18 protein-coding genes are annotated in these 20,295 nt (G+C 53.1%); 4 read left to right on the top strand and 14 right to left on the bottom strand.

Annotation, left to right across the window (positions count from 1 at the left end; all coding sequences use genetic code 11):
• Window positions 1-2: 2 nt before the first annotated feature.
• The 5 genes from LIX15_RS28190 to LIX15_RS28170 form a co-directional block, all read right to left on the bottom strand.
• Entirely contained in the window at window positions 3-1,214 is a 1,212-nt protein-coding gene (locus tag LIX15_RS28190) for an inorganic phosphate transporter (RefSeq protein ID WP_227778122.1), read from the bottom strand.
• A gap of 362 nt (window positions 1,215-1,576) precedes the next feature.
• The gene (locus LIX15_RS28185) at window positions 1,577-1,864 is read right to left on the bottom strand and encodes a PI-PLC domain-containing protein (RefSeq protein WP_227778121.1); all 288 of its coding nucleotides are present in this window, start codon (window positions 1,862-1,864) and stop codon (window positions 1,577-1,579) included.
• Window positions 1,865-1,885: 21 nt separating this feature from the next.
• Window positions 1,886-2,278, bottom strand: a complete 393-nt coding sequence (locus LIX15_RS28180) for a glycerophosphodiester phosphodiesterase (protein WP_227778535.1) — start codon at window positions 2,276-2,278, stop codon at window positions 1,886-1,888.
• Window positions 2,279-2,302: 24 nt separating this feature from the next.
• A complete protein-coding gene (locus tag LIX15_RS28175) occupies window positions 2,303-2,428 on the bottom strand; it encodes a twin-arginine translocation signal domain-containing protein (RefSeq protein ID WP_227778534.1) in 126 nt (41 codons plus the stop codon).
• A gap of 514 nt (window positions 2,429-2,942) precedes the next feature.
• Complete coding sequence (locus LIX15_RS28170; protein WP_227778120.1) at window positions 2,943-4,004, bottom strand: Gfo/Idh/MocA family protein; 1,062 nt, start codon at window positions 4,002-4,004, stop codon at window positions 2,943-2,945.
• Window positions 4,005-4,369: 365 nt separating this feature from the next.
• On the opposite strand from LIX15_RS28170, the gene ddfA reads away from it, so the two are divergent.
• Entirely contained in the window at window positions 4,370-4,663 is a 294-nt protein-coding gene (ddfA, locus tag LIX15_RS28165) for a DdfA family disk-determining factor (protein ID WP_227778119.1), read from the top strand.
• Window positions 4,664-5,104: 441 nt separating this feature from the next.
• On the opposite strand, the gene LIX15_RS28160 is transcribed toward ddfA, so the two are convergent.
• Complete coding sequence (locus LIX15_RS28160) at window positions 5,105-6,358, bottom strand: C39 family peptidase (RefSeq protein WP_390185144.1); 1,254 nt, start codon at window positions 6,356-6,358, stop codon at window positions 5,105-5,107.
• 392 nt (window positions 6,359-6,750) lie between these two features.
• On the opposite strand from LIX15_RS28160, the gene LIX15_RS28155 reads away from it, so the two are divergent.
• Window positions 6,751-8,019, top strand: a complete 1,269-nt coding sequence (locus tag LIX15_RS28155; RefSeq protein ID WP_227778117.1) for an ArgE/DapE family deacylase — start codon at window positions 6,751-6,753, stop codon at window positions 8,017-8,019.
• 128 nt (window positions 8,020-8,147) lie between these two features.
• On the opposite strand, the gene LIX15_RS28150 is transcribed toward LIX15_RS28155, so the two are convergent.
• The 7 genes from LIX15_RS28150 to LIX15_RS28120 all read right to left on the bottom strand — a co-directional run bounded on the left by LIX15_RS28150 (window position 8,148) and on the right by LIX15_RS28120 (window position 16,016).
• Complete coding sequence (locus LIX15_RS28150) at window positions 8,148-8,981, bottom strand: ABC transporter permease (RefSeq protein ID WP_227778116.1); 834 nt, start codon at window positions 8,979-8,981, stop codon at window positions 8,148-8,150.
• On the bottom strand, window positions 8,978-9,898 hold the full coding sequence (locus LIX15_RS28145; protein ID WP_227778115.1) for an ABC transporter permease: 921 nt from the start codon (window positions 9,896-9,898) through the stop codon (window positions 8,978-8,980). Before LIX15_RS28145 ends, LIX15_RS28150 begins: the two co-directional genes overlap by 4 nt.
• Complete coding sequence (locus LIX15_RS28140; RefSeq protein ID WP_227778114.1) at window positions 9,898-10,989, bottom strand: ABC transporter ATP-binding protein; 1,092 nt, start codon at window positions 10,987-10,989, stop codon at window positions 9,898-9,900. Before LIX15_RS28140 ends, LIX15_RS28145 begins: the two co-directional genes overlap by 1 nt.
• A 5-nt stretch (window positions 10,990-10,994) precedes the next feature.
• On the bottom strand, window positions 10,995-12,113 hold the full coding sequence (locus tag LIX15_RS28135) for an ABC transporter substrate-binding protein (protein WP_227778113.1): 1,119 nt from the start codon (window positions 12,111-12,113) through the stop codon (window positions 10,995-10,997).
• 123 nt (window positions 12,114-12,236) lie between these two features.
• Window positions 12,237-13,322 carry a pyridoxal phosphate-dependent aminotransferase gene (locus LIX15_RS28130; protein WP_227778533.1) on the bottom strand — a complete coding sequence of 362 codons (1,086 nt, stop codon included), beginning with the start codon at window positions 13,320-13,322 and terminating at the stop codon, window positions 12,237-12,239.
• A 294-nt stretch (window positions 13,323-13,616) separates the two neighbouring features.
• The gene (locus LIX15_RS28125) at window positions 13,617-14,939 is read right to left on the bottom strand and encodes an aminotransferase family protein (RefSeq protein WP_227778112.1); all 1,323 of its coding nucleotides are present in this window, start codon (window positions 14,937-14,939) and stop codon (window positions 13,617-13,619) included.
• A 282-nt stretch (window positions 14,940-15,221) separates the two neighbouring features.
• Window positions 15,222-16,016, bottom strand: coding sequence for a hypothetical protein (locus tag LIX15_RS28120; RefSeq protein ID WP_227778111.1), 795 nt, complete (start codon window positions 16,014-16,016; stop codon window positions 15,222-15,224).
• 125 nt (window positions 16,017-16,141) lie between these two features.
• On the opposite strand from LIX15_RS28120, the gene LIX15_RS28115 reads away from it, so the two are divergent.
• On the top strand, window positions 16,142-17,383 hold the full coding sequence (locus LIX15_RS28115; RefSeq protein WP_227778110.1) for a serine hydrolase domain-containing protein: 1,242 nt from the start codon (window positions 16,142-16,144) through the stop codon (window positions 17,381-17,383).
• 129 nt (window positions 17,384-17,512) lie between these two features.
• Here the strand turns inward: LIX15_RS28115 and LIX15_RS28110 are convergent, their stop codons facing one another.
• On the bottom strand, window positions 17,513-17,971 hold the full coding sequence (locus LIX15_RS28110; RefSeq protein ID WP_227778109.1) for an ester cyclase: 459 nt from the start codon (window positions 17,969-17,971) through the stop codon (window positions 17,513-17,515).
• 565 nt (window positions 17,972-18,536) lie between these two features.
• On the opposite strand from LIX15_RS28110, the gene LIX15_RS28105 reads away from it, so the two are divergent.
• Window positions 18,537-19,796, top strand: coding sequence for a sulfite oxidase (locus LIX15_RS28105; protein ID WP_227778108.1), 1,260 nt, complete (start codon window positions 18,537-18,539; stop codon window positions 19,794-19,796).
• Window positions 19,797-20,295 lie beyond the last annotated feature (499 nt).

The raw sequence follows: 20,295 nt of genomic DNA, 5'->3' as shown, positions 1-20,295 counted from the left end.
GTCTAACTGAAGAGCGGAACGAACTCGAACAACAGGTACGCAGAGACTGTTGCAATCCCTGGAACGATGTTCTGCATGGCGATAACGCGGGCAGTCGTCCATGGTTTATACAATGCATTAACGGCAGGGAGCGGGTTTTTATCCGCTTCAGTAGCCGATGAGGCGTGAGCCTCTTTCTTTCTGGCTTCATCAATCGTCGGTGTGTCCGCAGTGTCTACAGCAAGCGCACCACCAGTGATTCCTGGTGGCCCTTCTTCGATCATTGTCGAGCGTCGAGTATATTCTTTAACGCGCGTAGCACGGCCCCATCCAAGACCAACAATACTCATTGTTGAAACAATGACAATACTAGCAGGGATTCCAAGCGCTGAAAGAATGGTGATGAGTGTGGAACTCACGACTGCGACTATCAATGCGGCAAGCAAAGGCATATCGGTAAGTTCGTTCCCCATCGTATCTATCGTCCGCCGAGCAATTGTAAACGCGCCTAATGCAATGGCACCCCCCGCAATCAGAATCCCGTAGTTCATGTCAATAGCGCCGCTGCCAACAAGCGGAGCAATTGCGTTCGCCATGTTCGATGCACCAGCCGAAAATGCGGTATAGCAAGCGACGGCGATGACCAATACGGTACCAATGAATTCTCGCATAGTCGTGTTCGGGCCTAGTGCCGGCCGGACAATCCAGCCAGAGCGATGGATGTAAAATAGTGAGCCCTCGCTTTGCGTGATTGCAAACCAGTTGAGAAGCGTCGGGTACCAGTACCGACCGATGACGGCACTCACCCAAAAGGCGATCACCGGAGAGACGAGCCACCATGAGACGATCCGTCCCATCACTCCCCAGTCCAATGCATCAGTTGCGAGGCCGAGGCCAGCAATCGTGCCGACGCCCGTCATCGAGGTCGAGGCAGGAACACCGACAATATTCGAGAGAAATAACGCGAGTCCGATGAAAAAGAGAACTGCGATACTCGCTTCGAGAGTGAAAAATCGACTCGGAACGATTTCACCACCCATTGTGTTGATGACATTGCGGCCGACTGTCCATCCGCCGACGAGCGCACAGATGCTCATGAGGAATGCCGCTCCGAATTTTGAGATAGTTTGACTTCCAACTGCTGGACCGAAAGCAACTCCCGTATTCGAACCGCCGACATTGAAACCCACGAAAATCGCGACAGCAAGTCCGACGACAAAGAGTATCTCTACCATAGCTGAATCATGTGAGATTGTTTGTTAAGTCCTTTGTCAGGGTCTAATCAATACTTTTCCTGGCGCTTTCCCATCGGTTGGCTTTCTTTTCAAACGTCTTACTCTCTTCTTCTCAACCTATTTAATTTGGTCAACGCAATGCGGTCTGACGTTGCTAGAGTTCTTGGTTGTCACGACGTGTACCGAACAGCTACGTGGATTTTTATCGATATTCTCCAATCAGGATATTATACCCGTTTTCTACCGGCCGACAATTCTATTTCGACCGACAAATTCGAAGAAAGAGCGATAGACTACAGCAGATTTGGATAATCGACAATAAGACCATCTAGATCCGTTTTGGCCAGTTGCGTCGCCTGGTATCACGTCTTAACAGCCCAAACGTTCACGGTACGCCCATCCTCGTAAGCGACATCGACGAGGTCGATATCAACTTCTCCTTCAAAGAAGGGTGTCCCCTGAATGAGGTCATACGATGGGTGCAGTACCTCGGCGTCGTACTCGCGGGTGACATTGAGACCGCCTTCAATATCACTTCCGAAGCGAAACGCGATAGGAATCGATGGATCTGACTCGCGCGTGGTCGAAAGAGCCGCTTCGTAGAACGAAGATACGAGAACGTCGTTCTGGAACTCATCCGCAATCGACAAAACTTTTCGAACGAAGGGCTGTCAGAGCTCTTCCTGCGTTTCCAACTCTTGACAACTTAGACCCTCGGAGATCACTTCTTCCGACCCCGGATTTTTCATCTCGATGTTCACGCAGATCGACGATGGGATCGTTTTCATCACCTCACGGAGCGTCGAAACCGTTTGACCAGATTCCAGTACCTCTGCGTTTAGAACCGACTCACAGTCCATCTCCCAGACGAGTTCGTCGGCGTTGGTAAGACTTTGCTCACCGTCATCTCGTTCGCTCAAACCGTTGTCGTGGAGAACGACTACTTCACCGTCTGCACAGGGTACGACGTCGATTTCGATCATTTCGGCATCGTCTCGTGCTGATCCCGACATCGCAGCGATCGTATTCTCCGGATACTTCCCCGCGAATTCGCGGTGTGCAATGATACTCGGATTTGCTTTTTGTTTCTAGGTCTTTGAGTCTGTGTCGCCGGTAGTGTTTTCGTTGGTATCTTCTTTTGCTAGTGAAGTGGAACCAAACGCCGTTGCCGTCACAGCCATGCCGGATCCTTGAAGAAAACGTCGTCGACCGATGTTGCTATTGGTGTTAGGAATCGCAATATTATAAATAAATTACAAAATATTAATTTATATATTTAATAATAATTGTGTTTGTCGTGCTTCGTCGGTACCAGCATCAGAAATCGAAGTCAACCGCTGTCTGACGATTGGTTACTCGTCCCTGGTCTTTTGCTCGTGCACGACTAACGAGTTAGCCGTCTGCACAGACAACATCCGCGTACGTCCGGCGGTTCGTACTGACAATAAAGAGAGTGGGAAGGATCCGCCCACCAAACGTGGGTTGTTGAACTACTTTCGAAACCGGTGATGTTCGGTTTTGTAAATCCTGTTTACCACAATATATGTCATCAAAGTTCTAGATTTCCCTGGTCTTAGCGTACCGTTCCACACCCGAACGCGGCTCGCGAGTACCCCGGTAAGCCAAACGATAATTGTTGCCTCATCGGAAAAGAAAGCGTTTTAATGCCCGTCGGCGGTCGTTCACGCGACTTCTTGTACCATCCAGAAGACGACACGGACGTTCGAATCAGTCTAATGCAACGTCATTCGGATCGATAGCAACGAATTCGCCATTCTGTCGTGCAGACTCATACGCTGCCTCTGTGACCGCAGTTACCCGCAGTCCATCGAGAGCCGTTGCCGGTGGCGCTTCGCCGTCCCGAATTGCTTGGATAAACGCCTCTGCCTTGTTCGGAAGATTTCCACGATCAAGCCGGGGAGCGTATTCACCGCTCGCGGAATCTATTTCTGTAAGCTTGTTCGGTTCCCAGTCCTGACTCTCGAGATATATGGCGCCCTCCTCATCCCACATGTGAATATGCTCACGCATACAGGGTGTCTCGCCGGAGCAAACGACCGTCGCTGTTGTCCCTTCTTCGAAGCGAATCGTGACGTGAGATTGACCGTCAACACGTTGTTCGTCATCGACGAAATCCATCTCAGCAGACACCGCTGTGGGTGTAAGACCCGTACTCCAGAGGATAGAATCGAGAATGTGGCTCCCCGTATCGTAGAGATAACCACCACCCGAGAGATCGGGATTCATCCGCCACGCATCGCTGAACCGGTCGACCCAGTCTTGACTGATTTCAGCCGTTATCCAGCGTGGAACGCGGCCCGCTTCTGTTAGCGTGTCCCGTGTTTTGACGAACGCCTCGTAGAGATGCCGCTGATACCCTACCATCAGTATTTCGTCACGGGTGGCATCGCGTTCGACGAGATCGCGAGCATGATCCAGATCCGTCGTGAGGGGCTTGTCACAGAGTATGTGTAGATCGTGTTCCATCGCCGTGAGTATTTGCTCGTAGTGAAGTGTGTGCGGAGTTCCGATCAATATCGCGTCGAGAGGCTCCGTTTTCACCATCGTTTCGTACTCGTCGTAGCGTGCCTCCTCCGGAATCCCGAGTTCGTCTCCGGTCGTTTGAAGAACCTCATCGTTTATGTCGACGAGGGTCTCAACGCGAGCGCCATCGACGTCTTGGAATTGACCGCCGACGGTTTGGCCGATAAAACCACCGCCGACGATACCGACGGATACCAAAGACTCCGATTCGCCTATCGTTTTCTCTACTATTGAATCAACGGTCATCGTAGGATAATGATTGTACTGCAATCAAAAACTGTTGATTCGTACTTGCACTTATTGCCGATTCTCTTCTATCTGTTCGCCAAAGATGGGACTGTTCTGCTAGTAGTCGAGAGGTGCCGATGCAACTGCCGTACTCATAAGTACTCGTACGACTTCCGTTCCGAACCATATCACTTCTCTCGGGTTGTTCTCGACGATTCTGCCCGGTCAATTTCGAAATGAAAACAAACGGCAAGCGTCGTCGACCTGCTTTTCTGAGGGTGCCGTACAGAGATTTTGAGATGAGGGTTGCACTGGAGAAAATCGTCTGTCACCCAGTTTATCACACCTCATTTATATGGCTCGCTAGCTAGCCTCTGCATGTTATGAATAACAACGAAACGGAAAATGGTGATTCTTACACCCAAACAAACCGTGACCTTTCTCGGCTTCCACCCAGTATTCAGGTTATTAACGGAGTTGCCGATGCTGCTGGATGTTCGGTTGACGAGCTCGCCCCCCTTTATGAAGTTGTCAACCCAGATGCATTGGATCGACTGTATGCACCAACGTATCGTGGCAATATGCGTTCTAGTGGCGAAGTAACATTCTCATACGCTGGCTATCATATCGCGGTCGATGATTCGGGTACTGTCGATATATCCCCCACCGAACCGTAAAAACGGTACAGAAATCCCCTCTACTTCACTCAAAGAGTGCTATTCTACGGTCGGTTCTCTTCTCGAACATCTAGAGACGTTGGAGACAGAGCCAATACAACGGCGGTCAATAGCGAAAGTCGCATCGAAGTCGTCTCTACTTTTGAAGTAGAGAGAGCGCAAAACGAGTTCACTAGCTCAATCTCCGTATCTTACTAGGAAAGGATGTGACGGGGCAAGAGCGGATCAGGAGTGATGGCGCCAGATCCGGTGACCGTCAGAGCGACCTCGCCACATGCTAGCTATTGTCTTTCATGGGAAAATACTTGTGGCGATTCAAGAAAATAAGCCTGATATCGACTAGTACTTTGGAGGAAGACCACCTCATCATCCAGAACAATGCGGGTTGATGGTCATATATAGTGCTGTCCTTTTGCGCTAATTTCTAGCAATGCATTACCTCTACCGGTGATTCCAGTTACGCTGTCCATCGGGTGCACCATCTGGGAGCTTGTGTCCTGGTGGATGAATGATGTACGCGATTCCACCGGTTCCCGAGGTGCGCTGCCAGACGTTTTCGAACGCCTCTCGTGGATACACAACCCGGACGTCGTCGTTTGTCGGTGCAACTGGATCGTTCGCGACGACATTTCCTTCATCTGTAAACCCGACAACGACCATGAGATGTCCGTTCGTTCCATACCCGGCGCCGGGTAATTCCTCTTCTTCGAATGACTGCGACGTGATCACCGGGATGCCGGCCTTAATATACTGTTCAAGCTCGTTTAAGGAATAGAGCCGAGTCACATAGCCTTCCATCCCAAATCTTCCGGCATACGCGATATTAAATGGCCAATTACCTGCTCCGTCATACCCGTAGTCGAATGTGCCGCGCGCCGCAAAGTCGACTTGTGGATCTTTGTATGCAGGGTCGACCCAACTCATCTGCTCTTTCGTCGGGCCGCGTCCCCAATAGGACACGACCATTGCAGTCGAGGTTGGACTACACCACGCTTCACCACCGCCATTCCATCGCGGATACTCTCCAGCATGAATTGACTGTGAATATTCAGGGACGTCAAGGGTAATGCCACCCGCACCTCCACGGGGACTGGCGTCTACATGCTCTTGCTCTGGTAGACGGGATGTCATTGCACTCACTGAACGCAGTACTGGTGAGTGGTCACTTTCCGGAAGTTGATACAGCGTTACCCGAAGTTGATAGGACTGTAGTCGAACGCCATCTGCGGCCTTGAACGTATCAATGGCGATGTCACCGTATTCGTTATCCTGCCCGAACACACAAGTCCGGTGGATATCTTTGTCCGTTGTCGCCCACCGACCCATGACGTACCATCCGGTCCGGTTGCCACTGGTAGTCGTCCCCTGCATCTCTACTTCTAACCACGTTCCTTGAGGGATATCGGCTGTCCATGACGCAATCAGTTGCTTCGCCCCAAACGTTACCGACCGCGTGGGCGATGTCCAGCGGCTGTAGTTCCACGTTTTCGTCCCAAATCCGTACGGGTCAGTGTATTCACGTTGGCCGATCGGATACGCCATCGTGAGCGACCGAGCCCTATCCGTAGGTCGAACCCCGCTAAATTTCCCTCGGAGGAAATTACGTGGCGATGTCCATCGATCTATGTCGATGAACTCGTCTTTTTCCGCCTTTTCCTCGCTTCCAGCACTAACAGTCGGTACGCTACCGATCATTCCAGCAATGCCGATCGATTTCAGAACGTCTCGTCGACCAACTAGCTGACCGTTAGTATTTTTATGACACTCCCTATCGTATACCATACTCGGAAATTAGAGCAATAGGTAATATATCTAATTTTATAAATAATTAAATAATATTCTAGCTATTATAAAATTATAACAATATACGTATGGTGATCCCAGGTTGCGACTGCTGTCCTTTTTGCGGAACATGCTGGACTACGCGATTCACGTCCGCCGTAAACGGTGAAATTCTCCCGTTGTTTAAAGACAGAGGATTCTATGACCCTCTCTTGGTGACTCACGGAGATGATGCTGGATCGAACGATTGTAAATGATACAATATAGGGTAACAAATATCACGGTTGATTTCGAAATTCCATCTGATGGCCGATTTCATCGAAACATACGGCGAGGATCTCCGGGATCTCACTGAACAGCTACTAACCTTCAAGACGACCAGTGGAAATGAGAAGGAAGCACAGGAGTGGCTATCGGATCGAATGAACGAACTCGGTTTCGAGGTGTACACGTGGACTGCCGATGCGGAGGATTTGGCCGATAGTGCAACGTTCCCGAGCGCAGATGCAATCGACGTTGACGAACGACCCAGCGTCGGGGGAGTACTCGAATTCGGCGATCCTGAAACTGGGCCGACGCTGATCTTAAACGGTCATATCGACGTCGTTCCAGTCGAGGAATCGTCGTGGGAAACGAACCCGTTCGAACCTGTTTGGGACGGCGATTCGCTCACGGCTCGTGGCGCAGTGGATATGAAAAGTAATCTCGCAGCGTGTATTTTCGCTGCGAAATACGTCCACGAGACCAACAACGATCTCGATGGACGGATCGTCGTCGAAAGCGTTGTTGGTGAGGAAGAAGGTGGAATCGGCGCCGTCGCGGCGGCACTTTCGAACCCGTATCCGTTTGAGCGAGACGCCGCGATTATAACGGAACCGACGGAATTGGACGTTGTGACAGCCGTCGAGGGAAGCGTGATGATGAACCTCGAAATCGAAGGACGGTCAGCCCACGCCGCTACCCGTTGGGAGGGAGAGTCGGTTCTTCCCCACTTCGAGCGGATTCGAACGGCGTTCCGCGAACTCGAGCTGGATCGCAACGAACGCGTCATTCATCCTCTGTACGAGTCATTCCCGATTTCCTGGCCCGTGAATTTCGGAGCCGTCGACGCGGGTTCGTGGGCGTCGAGCGTCCCCGCTTACCTAACGAGCGAGATTAGAATCGGCGTCGCACCCGGTGAGAAGAACAATGCGGTCGAAACGGAGTACCGCGACAGACTCGACGCGGTCGTGGCCGAGAGCGAATGGCTTTCGGAACATCCGCCGACATTCGAGCGCAGGGCGATCCAGTTTGAACCCGCAGAAATCGATGTGGACGAACCTATCGTTACTGCAGTACAAGCAGCGATGAGAAATCGGGGGATAGACAACACGGAACCGCGCGGGGCAACCTACGGGGCTGATTCGCGTCACTACATCGACGCCGGAATCCCGACCGTTCTTTTCGGAGCGGGATCGATCAAACAGGCTCATTTCCCAAATGAGACCGTAGAATGGTCAGACGTCCTTACGGCGACGGAGGTGCTCGTGGACGCTACCGTGGAATTTCTATCGGCAGAGACAGTCGAGTCGTGAACTGTCCCGCTGTTCAGCCGTGCGGTACCAGCGTTGCGTCTCTCCTCTTCACGTCGCTCGCTCTTACGGATGGTGACGAGCATCCTCATTTCGTACTGTCGCGAGAATTACGCTGTCGTCGGTGGATGTCACCGACGAGTGAGTAGTTCCACCCGCGTGAGTGAGACGGCTATGAGAACGAGTGAAACGGCGAGAAGGAGGAATACGACGCTGATGACATTCACCTCGGGCGTCACGTTGTAGCGAATCTGATTCCAGATATAAATCGGTAGCGTCGTGGTGGACGAATCCTTGACGAAGTAGGTGTAAACAAATTCGTTAAACGAGAGCGTAAACGCCAGCAATCCGCCCGCAATAATGCCGGGGAAGACACTCGGGAGGGTTATCTGCCGAAACGTTTCGAGTTCGTTCGCTCCGAGATCCTTCGACGCTTCCTCGAGCTGTCGGTCGAAGGTCAGGAACGTCGGGAGAATAACGAGCGTCGCAAATGGAATCGTTCGGACGACGTGCGCGATGACGATCGACCAATACCCCTGTTGGAAGTTGATTGCACCGAAGAACAGCACCATCGCGATTCCGGTGACGACGAGCGGAACGACGATCGGAAGCGTCGCGAGCAGCTGGAGGATATCCTTTCCGGGGAAGACAAACCGATCGACTGCATACGCGATCAACGTCGCGAGAATGACGCTGATGAGCGATGCGACGATGCTTATTTTCAGCGTCGTAACGATGGAACTAATCGCGGCCTGGTTGTTTAAGAACGTAACGTACCATTGGAGGGTGAGTTCCTCCGGGGGGAATGCCAGGACGCCTCCTTTTGCGAAGGACATGAACACGAGAACGCCGATGGGAAGCCAGAGGAACAGAAAGACGACGATCATCGCGATGCGTCCCAGGTGCGCGCCGTATCGGTGAACGATTCGTTCGACGGGTCTGAGGACGCGATTCAACTGATTCATCGTGTGTCATCCCCCTGTGCGAGGAGGTTTCCACCGGCGCGTGAACCGAGGACGAGGAGGGCGACGACCAGAACCGTGACTATCATCCCGATTGCCGCACCGAACGGCCAGTTGAATGCGGATTTGAACTGTTCTTCTATCACCATTCCGATCATCACGTTGCTGGTGCCGCCGAGCAATCGCGGGGTGATGAACGAGCCGAAGGTGGGGATGAAGACGAGGAGAATCCCGGTAATAACTCCGTTCGCAGTCGTTGGAAGCGTCACCGTGAAGAATGCCTTCAACGGGCCTGCCCCGAGGTCTTTCGCCGCATCGATAAGCGCGGGATCCATATTCGTCAGCGATGCGTAAAACGGTAAGACGGCGAGAGGGAGCCAAACGTACGCAAATCCGATTAACACCGCTTCTTGACTGTATAGCACTCCAATTGGCGAATCAACCACGTTCATGAGCATGAGAACGGAGTCGAGAACGCCACCGTTTTGAAGGATGTTGATCCACGCGTACATTCGAATGATGTAGCTCGTCCAGAACGGGAGAATCACGAGCAAGAGCAGGAGCGTAGTATAACGCGTGAAGCGTACGATACTGTACGCGAGAGTGTACCCAACGACAGTAACGATCGCCGTCACTTCGATCGAGATAATCAGGCTTCGCCACACGACCGTCAGGTATGTATCCGACGTCAGGAACTGTGTATAGTTCTGGAGGGTAACCGGACCGTCGATCTGTCCCTGCCGAAATGAAATGATGAGCATCGACAGCAGGGGTAACGCGAAAAACAAAGTGAGGACAGTGAGCGGTGGACCAACGATGAGCGCTTTGTGAAGCCGAGGACGCTCTCGAAGATAGCGCAGGAGGCTCTGCACGGAGCTCTCTGCCTCCGATGACTCTCCCGTACGGGCGGCATTTGCCATTACGCCACCTCCTGTGGCGGTGTTTGCTCGGTCGGGAAGACGTGCATGTCGTCGGCGTTCCAACCGACGACGACATCGTCACCGACGGCAAATTTTTGACCGCGAACGTTCGCGATCAGCCGCCCCCACGGGGTTTCTATTACGTAGATGATGTCACTCCCTTGGTAACTTCGCTCTTGAACCGTCCCCCTCGTTTTGAGCAACTGACCGTCAGTACCGGTATCCGACACCGACACCTTGTGGGGACGAACGCAGACAGTTATATTGTCACCGGACGAAACGGGCGGCGCCCCATTGCGAGCGAACGAGACAGGCTTCGATTCGATTTCAACAGTAATTTCGGTTTCTGCCGTTCCGGTTACGACGGCAGGTATCTGATTGACGTCGCCGATAAAATCCGCGACGAACGTCGATTCGGGCGTTTCGTACAGGTCTTCGGCCGAACCTATCTGTTCGATTTCGCCCTCGTTCAGCACGACGAGCCGATCCGAAACGGACAGCGCCACCTCCTGGTCGTGCGTCACGTAGAGGAATGTCGTCCCCGTCTCGGACTGAATCCGCTGGAGCTCCGTCTGCATATGCTGTCGGAGCTTCCTGTCGAGCGACGAAAGGGGTTCGTCGAATAGCACTAACTCCGGTTCGTTGACGAGCGCACGAGCGAGGGCGACGCGTTGTTGTTCGCCACCACTCAGTTCGTCGGGAGATCGGGAGCCGTATCCGTCCAAGTGAACCATCTGAAGCATCTTTTTGGTTCGCTCCGCGCGTTCGGATTTTTTCACCCCGGCTTGCTTGAGACCGTATCCGATGTTTTCTGCGACCGTTAGATGGGGGAAGAGGGCGAGGTTCTGAAACACCATGTTGATGTCCCGTTCGAACGGTGGCACGCCGACCAATTCGGTCGTATTGAGTCGAATTGACCCGTTGGTTGGCGTTTCGAATCCAGCAATCATTCGCAGTATCGTCGATTTCCCCGACCCACTCGGGCCGAGAATCGAGACGAACTCTCCATCCGAAACGTTGAACGAAACGTCTCGAACCGCGGTAACGTCGCCGAACTCTTTGGTCAAACTTTCAACTGTGAGTAGTGACATTGTGATTAAGCCGATTTCACTGCCGTCCAAATCTCGCTATATTTGTCCCGAACCTCTTGGCTCAACTGCTTCTGGAACACGAGCTTCCAACTATCCGGCCAGTTCGTGAACTCGCGCTGCTCTTGCGACAGTTGCTCATCGATGTTCACGGCGGGCATGTATCCCATCTCGGTAAATAGCTTCGCCGCGTGCTTTTTCTTGGATGCCCAATCAATGAACTGGAGGCTCGCCATCGGATGCGGTGCTCCCTTAGGAATCACAAACAAGTCACTAGTGTACAACGCACCCTCTTTGGGAGCGGTGTAATTCACCGGCGCGTTTTCGTGGAATTTCGCGGAGTAGGTGCGCCCCATGGTCAGCGGGCCAGCGACGACCTCTTCGTTGACGAACATGCTCATTCCCTGTTGGTAATCTCCCCAGTAGGTTTTCAGGAGCGGTTTTTGCTGCTTGAGCACCTCCTCTATCTCTTTGAAATCACCGGGGTCGATCGGATCTTGGTCCGTGTAGAGCGCGGCGATTTGGCAGGAAACGGTGCTGTTGTCCCACATCGTAATTTTACCCTTGTTCTCGTCATCCCAGAGGACGTCCCAAGACGACGGCGCTTCGTCGAAGTGATTTGTGTTGTAGGTCAACGGATAGAGAACGATGCTTTCCGGGACACCGTACGTTTTTCCCTCTTTTTGGTACGTCCCGACGTTTTTCACGCGGTCGGTGACGTTCTTCCAAGACGGCATCTTATCGACTGGTAATGGATGGAGGAAGTCGTTTTCGATGGAGCGTTCGACCCAGTTGGCTGTCGCCGAGATGTTATCTATTTCGGAGTTCCCGCCCTGTAATTTCGAGTACCACTGGTTCGGACTGGAGAAGCCGCTGTTCGTGATGTTGACGTCAAATTCCTTCCCGAAGGCCGTTTTCGCGTAGGCGGCCCAGTCGTCGTACCAGTTCCACATGACGAGCTCGTTCTCTAAATCCTGTGGCGGCCAGGATTCGATATCCATCGGTGATTTTTTCGATCCACCGTTGCCGCCGCCGAGGCACCCCGCAAGCGTCGACAGACTCGCGGCGGATCCTGCACCAGCCGCCTTTATAAACGTGCGCCTTCCCATCTTGGGACTGTTTAGCATATACACATCGTCAGAGAGTACCCACTTATACTGTCCGGTAATGGTAAATCTGCCAATCTTTTAGCGTACAGGGGAAATTTTCAGTAAATACGTTACCCGTGTTTAAATTGGATCACCTGCTGCTCACCACCAACGGTGGTCTGTGAGTTGGTTTACCGCTTGCGTCAACGTTTCTTCGTTTCTGGAGAAGGTAAACCGAATCCAATCCGCTGATCCATCCGTGTAGAAGCTGCTCCCTGGAACGGTCGCCACACCCGCTTGTTGGATGAGCTTCTTTGCGAATGCGACATCGTCCTCGTCGGTGTCGTATTGTACCATCATATAATACGCTCCGTCGGGTTTTACGGGATTCAACCCGGCATCGCGAAGGCCATCATAGAGAAGCTCTCGACGCTCACGATACGAGTCCCTGAGCTCGGAGTAATACTCTTCGGGGAGCGAGTACGCTTCGACGCCCGCTACTTGAAACGGCGTTGGAGCACAGATGCTCGTGTAATCGTGGATCTTCCGTAGTTCTCGGGACAACGGTTCCGGTGCGAGTGCGATGCCAACTCGCCACCCCGTAACGCTGTAAGTCTTCGAAAGCCCGGTACAGACTACTGTCCGGTCGGCTAGGTCGCCGACCTCAACCGGACTTACGTAGTCATCGTCGAAGACGATGTGTTCGTATATTTCGTCAGTGACGACGATAAGATTCTCGTCCGCCGCGACGTCAGCGATGATTTCGAGTTCGGATCGGCTGAACACCTTCCCTGTCGGATTTTGCGGTGTGTTCAAGATGAGGAGGGACGCGTCCCGAGCCGCGTCCTGTAATTCGTCCGCGTCGAGCGTCAAGTCATCCGTTATGTCGAGGGGAACACCTTCCGCGCCCGCGAAATTGATCGCCGGAATGTAACTTTCGTACGTCGGTTCGAAATAGATGACTTCGTCTCCGTCACCGCAAAATGCCAACAGGGCGGACATCACCGCTTCGCTGGTTCCACACGTAATTGTCACCTCTGTCTCCGAATCATACTCGACACCCTTCCAGTCACGATATTTTCTGCTGACTTGCTGGCGGAGTTCCGGTAGCCCCCACGTGATCGTATACTGGCTGTTCGACGTAATCGCCTGCTGTGCCGCTTCCTTCACCGCTGCGGGTGTCTCGTCCTCGTCCGGGATTCCTTGTGAGAGATTAATCGCACCCGCCGCGAGTGCTTCTCTGGTCATCTCTCGAATCACCGATTCGTTTACGCTCTTCGTACGATCCTCCTCGAACTGCAACTTCTGCTTGCCGGTGTCTGCCATAGAGTAGTCTTTGAGAGCGCGTATATCAATCTATTATAGAAAAGACATAATTATCGGATTCGTATCTGGTCTCAGTATCTGATAGACGTGGTCAGTTTGAAATGTTCGTAAATTCTCGGTAATCATCCAAAATTATCGGGCACTTTAAGGGGGTGAAAAATCGGAACCGAACGGAAACGTGTAGGAGACGAGCGCCCTTCTGCTCGTATCTAGGCGTTACTCGCCTTCAAACACGGTTGCTATCGACTCGTCGAGGGTAGTTAGTGCCTGTTCGAGTTCGTCCTGGTTCGCGATTAATGGCGGTGAGATGATGATCTGGAATCCCGGACGGCCGCCACCGAACAGCACACCCCGGTTACGAGATTCCTTGATTACGTCCCCGACGGGGTTTTCGCCCTCGTCCACGCGCGGGTCGTGAAACGAATCACCCGTTGTCGGATCCGCAAATTCGACGCCCCACAGGAATCCGCGGCCGCGAACGTCGCTCACGACGTCGTGATTCGCTTCTATCTCCTGTAATCCCGATCGAAGGGTCGCTTCCTGTTCGACGACGTTCTCGATCACACCATCCGAATACGCGTCGAGCGCGGCGGATCCGGCGGCGCAACTAACGGGATGTCCCCCGAAGGTTTGCCCGATATCGAAGCCATTCGTTCGAACGAACGAGGCTACTTCGGGGGTGACGATGACTCCCGCCAAGGGGGCGTAGGCGCTCGTGACTCCTTTAGCGAACGTGATCATATCGGGATCGACGCTCTCGGTTTGAATCCCGAACCACTCCCCGCACCGACCGAATCCGGTGATGACCTCGTCGGCGATGAGGAGAATATCGTATTCATCGCAAAGATCCCTGACGTGGTCGAAGTATCCCGGGGGAGCGGGAAAAGCGCCGCTCGTTCCGGCGACTGGCTCCATCAGTATCGCTGCGATCGAATCCGGGCCCTCATTCCGAATTACGAATTCGAGGTGTTCACCCGCCTGTCGCGCTAACTCTTCCGGGTCGTCGGTATCGAACGCCTTCGGAATCGGCGGGAGAAATTTTGCCGCTCCGGAAGTCGCCGCATGACGCTCGATCGTCGCGCGCGTCTCGGGGTCTCCCGTCAGGGCGCCCGCCCCGTACGTGCCACCGTGATAGGATCGCCATCGGGTGAGCACCGTCGGAGCATCTTGGTGTTCGCGGGCGAATTGAACGGCAATCTCGTTGGCTTCGCTTCCGGAGATCGAAAAGAAGGTGTGTGAAAGGTTATCCGGGGCGATTTGGGCGAGCTGATTTGCGAGCGATTCACGAACGGGTGTACGCTTTGCGGATGAAACGTACGGGATTCTGCGTGCCTGTTCATCCATTGCCCCGATCACGGCTTCGTTGCTGTGTCCGAGGTTCGTGCAATACAGCTGCGAACAGAAATCAAGATACTCGTTTCCGTCGGTGTCCCGAACCGAGGTTCCGTCTCCTTCAGCTATATTCACCGGCTTGTTGTCTGGATTGTACCAGTGATGGATCGACGCTGCCTCCTCTCTAACGGGATCGTGCCGAGACATATCGGGTGATTTTCCTCCAATACAATAAACGCTCGCTTGAATACGGTCGGAATTCGTCGGATAATATTAGCTTCGAACATCTCCATACGTTGCAAAACAGTTGCTGGCGCTGGAGATACGAGCCGAGTGCGTCCATCCATTTTCCCGTTGGTGCTGCTGTGCTTGTAGCCGCCAAACTTCGTTTGGGTCATATCACTGAACCAATTGTTCATACAGGTGTTTCCTGCCTCAAGCGTCTGGAGACTATCTAGTGAGTCGAATACTCTCAACCACCGGTAGTGCTTACTCTTTCCGTCTTGAAACCAATTGAGTCAGTTGTGATACCGTTTTCATCGCCCACTTTCCCCGAGCATCCTCCTCTCCCTCTCCGTTACGTAATTTCGATTCGTGGAGCTCTGAAAACACCGACTTTCCACCGAAATTCGGCCGGACGAGTAAAATTACTGAACTTGTGCCGAGTGTGAACCCCAGCATCCCCGCGATGAACGCCGATGTCAGTAGCGGCTTACTGGTTTGCAATGTCTCGAGTTGGATGAGTGTCACGAACAGCCCCGATACAGCCAATACCACGCCTATTCCTTTCAGCCAGAAGTCGATCTTTGATCCACGCGAAGAGATGTATAGCGTATAGATTAGGATGACTCCAGCGAAGAATTCGAAGCCGAACATCGTTAGGAGAACCCCGACGGTTTCTAACATCGGTGCGATTGGGGATACTAACTCTTGAAGGGCGTTCTGCGAGCCATCCAGAATCAGGAGTGCGACCCGTAGCTCGGCAGCGATCACCGCGTCGAGAATTCGAAACAGATGATCTGCGAGCGAGGATTCCAGTCGGATGACGAACTCCGATAGCTCGAAAAAAATTTGAGCGCCGGTGAACTCGGCAAGAAACGAGACCAGAAAAGCGGGGACGATCATGACGACCGTGATGCCTGTCACGGCGGAGATTACTTTCGTGCGGTTTCGTCTCAACAGCCGATACGTGACCCAGATTGTAACCAGTAAGGGAAGTATCGTCACCGGGTGATCAGCAACGATTTTGGTGGTTGAGTCCAACATCTCTTGGCTAGTCTTCATCGGTGGTCGCAGCTGAAAAGAGGTAACGTTTTCGCCTGCCTCAAATATGGACTTCATATTCATAAAAAATATTAAAATATACTAGTAAAAATTATATATTTAAACACGATTATAGATGACGTGCTATGCAACGTCGAACGTACTTGAGAACATTTGCCGGTGTCACCAGCCTAGGGACGCTGGCGTCCACGAGAAAAGCGCTCGAAACAGACGGTCGGGAACCGCCGAAAGAAACGCCGCCAGCAGACGCGCCACTGGAAGAGATGCAGTCGACGCCAATAGACGGAAACGAGCAGAAAAGAATAACGACCTTCCTCGAAAGGCACGTCGCCAAGGGGACGTTTCCCGGAGCGGCCGTGGCAGTCGTCGGCGAGGACGGACAGCTGTATCGGAACGCCGTGGGAAAGGCCCAGACCGTGCCGGTGACGCGGGACATGACCGAGGAAACCGTCTTCGACCTCGCGTCTGTGACGAAGGCGGTCGCGACTGCGACGTCGGTGGTTCAACTGATCGACCGCGGCGCGTTGCGCATCGACGATTCGCTCTGTGACTTCTACTGTGGCATCCCCGAAGGCGGGTACGGCAAGTGCGACATCACTATCGAACACCTTCTCGCGCACACTTCGGGGTATCCGGCGTGGTTGCCCCTCTGGACGGAGGTGGACGGTCCGGATCAAGCGATAGATTACATCCTCCGTGATACGCCACTCAACACCGAACCCGGAACCGAAGTCACCTACAGTGGTCTCGGCTACATCCTGCTCGGCGACATCGTACGCCGAGTGAGCGGTACCCCCCTCGACGAATACGCCGACGCGAACATCTTCGAACCGCTGGCGATGAAGACGACGGCGTTCAATCCACTCGACGCGCTTTCCGAGACCCACAGTTACGCAGCGACTGAAGACAGTGCGTACTACGGCGAAGTCGTCGTCGGCGAAGTCCACGACGAAAACGCCGCCTTCCTTGGTGGCGTCAGCGGAAATGCCGGGCTGTTCTCGACTACCGACGACCTCTCAACGTACGCTATGGCGCTGCTCAATTGTGGAAAGGCGAACGGAACGCGAATCCTCTCGAAGCAGGCGGTGAAAAAAATGACCAAGACCTGGGCTGCCGACTCCGATGGGGACCGCGGTCTCGGGTGGGATCTGACCGAGATGTTCGGCCAACAGGACAGTGGAGCGCCCTACGATACGGGTACTTTCGGCCACAACGGGTTTACGGGAACTTCCGTATGGTTCGCGCCGAAGATGAACTTCGCCGTCGTCACACTGACCAACCGCGTGCATCCGAGCCGCGACAACTACGCTATCTCCGAATTCCGTCCCGCATTCCACAACCTCGTCGCGTCGCTCGTTTCATCCTGACCGATACCACTCGTATTTTACGTTCAGTTCACAGTCGTCGGCGTGCTTTACCCTTGACTTCGTCCGCAGATATTCCGTCCACTGCGGTATTCGCTTCAAAAGCGACAAACGAAATGATGGATGCCTTTCTTACGGCTGATCGTCCATTTCCATCCCGGCGACGAGTTCATCCGGGAGCGCGCCGATCTGTATGAGCATGCCGAGGATGTTGACCTCCTGCCACGTTTCGGCGAGCTTCCCATCCTCAAACCGGTTGATATCGATTCCCGTAACCGTTACCTCTTCATGCGTCGGCTCAATCCCCATCATCTCCCCAACGTGTTCGCCTGTCTGTGACCAGCGTCCGATCACGTAATCGTCGGTAGGAATGAGTTGCTCGGTGACGAGCGGCCCATCTATAATGCCAGCGCCCATTTCGGCCATTTCTCGGTATGTCTCACGGCCACGCATTGGCTCTGGCATGGACGCGTCGTGTAAAACGTAGTCTTCGGCGACCAGTTCGTTGATCGCATCGAAGTTGTGTTTTTCCCAGACTTCCTCATTGAGACGGCGTGTGAGTTGCTCATTTTCTTCGGTTGTCGTGCTCATGATAATCTTCCCTTCGTATCCGCACGGCTTCGACGCTGTCTCGATGCTTAGTTATGAAGTCGTGGGATAGTATCAGGTAGCCATATCACTATCCAACTATACGTCGCTTTATTTGGTTCATACTGTTCTTCCTCCCGAAATGCCGCTGGGAAGCTCTGCGAGCGGTGTTCACTTACTGCTCAGACGATGGGAATCGACGGTTGTGAGTAATGAATCGATTCCCAATATACATCTGGTATATTTCTACGTTAACCGTTCGTTGATAGTCTGGCCCATTGTCTCGTGTCGCCATCGATTCTGGGTACTACGGGATTCGATAGTGTCACTGAATTACGGTTCGGTAATACACACCATTCCATCCCGACTCTTACCGCTTGGCTTCCGTGAATTCGAGAGATGTCGCCACTTTTCCCCATCGTTTTGCAGGCCCAATCTAACAGAGAGCCACGTCGAAGCATATCAGAAGGCTAGATTTCAACACCGCCGGTTGGTCGATTCGAGATGACTGACACTGCACTTTCAGGCAAAGGAATGGAGTTCATGGCTGACAAATGTGGTGTCATCGATGACACCACGTGATCGGAACGAAACCGAAGCGCCCCAAAATAAGGATGCGCCGCTCAGCGAACGGTACCCGGGATTGGAAGTGCTGTCTGCCGACCCGGAAAACGCGCAGACCGCGTCACGAAGCCATCTCGAAACGTATCTGACGCCGCGTGGAGAACATTACATCCGCAACCATCACCGCACTCCCAAGATAGACGAAGACGAATGGACAGTGTCGCTCACAGGGATGGTGACCGACGAGGATGAACTGACGATGGACGAGATCAAACACGACTACAGCACCGAATCCGTCGTTCACATGATGGAGTGTTCGGGTAACGGTCGCGCATTCTTTTCTCCAGAGGCCGAGGGCGACCAGTGGACGGACGGGGCAATCGGCAATGCGATCTGGACTGGGACTCCCGTACGAGAAATTCTTAACGAATACGAAGCCGCTACTGGCGACGGACTCTGGTTGTCAGTGATGGGTGGTGAAGCGATTGACGACGAAGACGTGTACTGTCGGTCGATTCCGATGGCGAAGATTTTGGACGACTGTTTGTTGGCCTACGAGATGAACGGGAAGCAGCTGACCGCCGAGCATGGCCATCCTGTTCGGTTGCTTGTCCCCGGATGGTTCGGGAATAATAGCGTCAAGTGGGTCGAACGAATGCACGTGATGGATACGATGGTGTTCGGTGACGAATGGACATCAAAAAACGGCCGTGATTATACGAAGTACCAACAATCTTCGTATCGGATCCTCCCGGCACAAGACGACGAACCGAAACAGTACGCGTCGGTCGATATCTTTAGCACCCACGACCAGATGCAGTCTCCGGACAAGATTCGAAATGCGTACCTCTTCGACCAACTCGTCAAATCACTCATTACTTCGCCGACTGATGATGCCGAACTTACTCTGCCCTCGGACGGGAAACTCGAAATTACAGGGATCGCGTGGGCCGGTGAGGACGAAGTGGAGCACGTCGAAATTTCGGTCGATGGCGGGAAAACATGGCATAAAGCGGAGTTCATTGGTCCCGAACTCGGTCGCCACAGCGTTCAGAAGTTTCGGTACGTCTGGAATGCCGACCCGGGTAAACAAACGCTCCTCTCACGGGCGACGGACGAACACGGACGTAGTCAACCCGCGACAATTTCCGATCCGGAAGCGGGGCTTCGCGGGATAGACGGAACTGAATATCCCTGGAACCAGAAAGGGTATGGTAATAATGCGTACGTTCCACTTGGAGTATCCGTTACCGTGCGGGAGTAACCGGTTTGCCGCCTCGTGACACTTAAATCCGTTCGAGGAGTCTCACCCACTGCGATTCTCGCTCCGATGACGAACTGGTACAGTAGCTATTCGTTTTTGATTGCTTTTTTCGCCTGGTCTCCTCTTCCTGTCTGATTCGAATAACAGCGTCCGGGAGCGATTGGACAGTTCTATAAAACGAGACTCCCCTCCTCATCGTCAAGAAAATAGAATACTTGTTTTTAGAAATCGCCAGTCACGACTTGTTGTGTCTCTGCCAAAAGACGTACCAGGCCACGACAGAAAGCTTCGACGTACGGAATAGCGAATCAGTGATCCATATGGTTGAACGAATCAAACGCATTGCACGAGGGGTAGATAGCATAACAAGGGCAGTTTGGAATGACTCGGGTCTCTTCATGAAATCATTATATTATTGATATTGATAGTTACGGCTGCTGCAATTCCTGTCATCCCGATCGCGATCATTGCGCGATACGTCGCCAACCGTTAACTGACA

The organism is Haladaptatus pallidirubidus (genome assembly GCF_020700235.1).
Classification (GTDB): domain Archaea; phylum Halobacteriota; class Halobacteria; order Halobacteriales; family Haladaptataceae; genus Haladaptatus; species Haladaptatus pallidirubidus.
This window is presented reverse-complemented; position numbering and strand designations above follow the sequence as displayed.